Raw genomic sequence first — 1,682 nt, forward strand, 5'->3', positions numbered from 1 at the left:
CGTTAGCCGTGAGCGGCGCACCTGTAGTCGTCTCGACACCCTGCTTACCCCAATAAATGACACCCGAGTTAGGCGGGTAGATCGTCAACTCTCGGCGGTTTGTCAGTTTGCTAGAACCTGACTTTGCCATTACAGGCGTGACGCCTACACTCACCCCACCAACCCTAAAGTCATTCATTCCGGCTTCCCGAGTTGGTACAGGTTGTGTCGCCGGGATAGAAGACCCGCCGAGTGTGACAGGCTTATCTATCTCAACACTCCCAATATGCTTGTCGCCTGCCGCAAGCGGCGGTAACGCTGATATATCTACGGTTCCTGTCATCTGCCCAAGCTGAACGGTGTCAATGGACTGTGGTATAGATGACGCTGTAAATTTCTCAATCCAAGATTCGACCCGGACTTTTTCGGGCTGCACGATCGCGGCGTCAAGGTAGATTGTGTGATAGCCGAGCGGTCGCGCCAAAAGCTTTGTTGACCCCGGCGCTACGGCTAAAAGATAATTGTTAGGCGACACGCTCGGGCGATCGTGTACGTACACGATCTGACTTGTGTTATTTGTTATGGCTGAATGGTTCGGCTTTGTGTCGTCAAAATAAACCGTTGTAATGTCGCCCGGTAGCATGGTGACGGTCTGTTCACGCCATGTACTCTTTTTATGGTCATCCCCCGGCTGTTTGACTAGTTCCGGCATTCTTGTTCACTCCTTTTGCTATTGTAGCGGCTTTCTTGATGTGGTTTGACGCGCTGCGTCCTTTCTTAATGGCTTTGGCTCCCTTAGAAACAGATTTGACAGCACGACCACCCGGAACAAAATCCATTGCGGTGGATGCTGTACCTTTCGCAACGTCTCCGACTGCTGGGAAGGCTTTCATAAAGAACACGATTGCAATGATAGCAAGCCCGAGAATAAGAGACCATCTGAAAACGCCGAACATGATATTTGATAAATATGATTTGTCGTCAGTGCCTGAAGATGAAGAATCCCCACCTGTCGCCCCGGCTCCTGACGTTCCTTTGAATGTAATGTCCTTATCATCGTACTGGTGAAGGTTGTTACTGCTGATAATGCCGAGAAGCTTATTTACATAGTTAGGGTCTGTTGCATACCCTCCAGCTTTGATTCCCTTCGCATAGTCCTCAACGCTTTTTGCGTTCTTCAGCTTTGACGCATAACGCGGCTTGGATAATAGTTCCGCGTGGGCGCGTATGGAATCTTGATAGCTGTTGTACTTTGCAAAGCCATCCTTCACGTGATAGGTCTTACCGTTATATACTTCGGTCGTACCCATCGTGGCACTTCCTGCTGTACCTCTTCCCTTTATTCCAAATAGGTTCTTAGAGTAGTAGGCAAGCCCGGACAATCCGCCCGGGTTTGAACCGCCTGATTCTAACATGATTTGACCCAGTATGATGGATGCAGGGATGCCAGTTTCTTTCTGTATGGCTTGCGCGTCTTTGATAAACGGCTTTATATTTACGCCCATACTTCCACCTACTTTGTCAGGATTTTGATTTTCTGACCCGGTTTAATTTTGTTCGGGTCTTTGAGTTTGTTAAACTTGGCTGTTTCCATATACGCGGCTTTTGTACCACCCTTACCATATTTCTGCGTCAATTCTGACAACGTGTCACCTTTTTTCACCGTCACCGTTTTGTATTTTGTTGTATACGGTTTTTTCTCT

Annotated in this window: 3 protein-coding genes; all 3 read right to left on the bottom strand. The window is 48.2% G+C overall.

Features of this window, described 5'->3' with window-relative positions; genetic code table 11:
* Positions 1-691: hypothetical protein (locus ACFV61_RS35915; RefSeq protein WP_380496377.1), on the bottom strand; the 691-nt coding region annotated here is incomplete at its 3' end.
* Complete coding sequence (locus ACFV61_RS35920) at positions 660-1,484, bottom strand: glycoside hydrolase family 73 protein (protein WP_376642737.1); 825 nt, start codon at positions 1,482-1,484, stop codon at positions 660-662. The genes ACFV61_RS35920 and ACFV61_RS35915, both read right to left, overlap by 32 nt.
* 8 nt (positions 1,485-1,492) lie before the next feature.
* Positions 1,493-1,682 (bottom strand): LysM peptidoglycan-binding domain-containing protein (locus ACFV61_RS35925; protein ID WP_380496379.1); only part of this gene is annotated, 190 nt, incomplete at its 5' end.

Origin of the sequence: Kitasatospora sp. NPDC059817, from assembly GCF_042731835.1 — a bacterium.
Classification (GTDB): domain Bacteria; phylum Actinomycetota; class Actinomycetes; order Streptomycetales; family Streptomycetaceae; genus Kitasatospora.

Bases quoted from the DNA above. Each gene is read 5' to 3' on its own strand.
- ACFV61_RS35920 (WP_376642737.1), bottom strand. From the start codon at position 1,484: ATGGGCGTAAATATAAAGCCGTTTATCAAAGACGCGCAAGCCATACAG.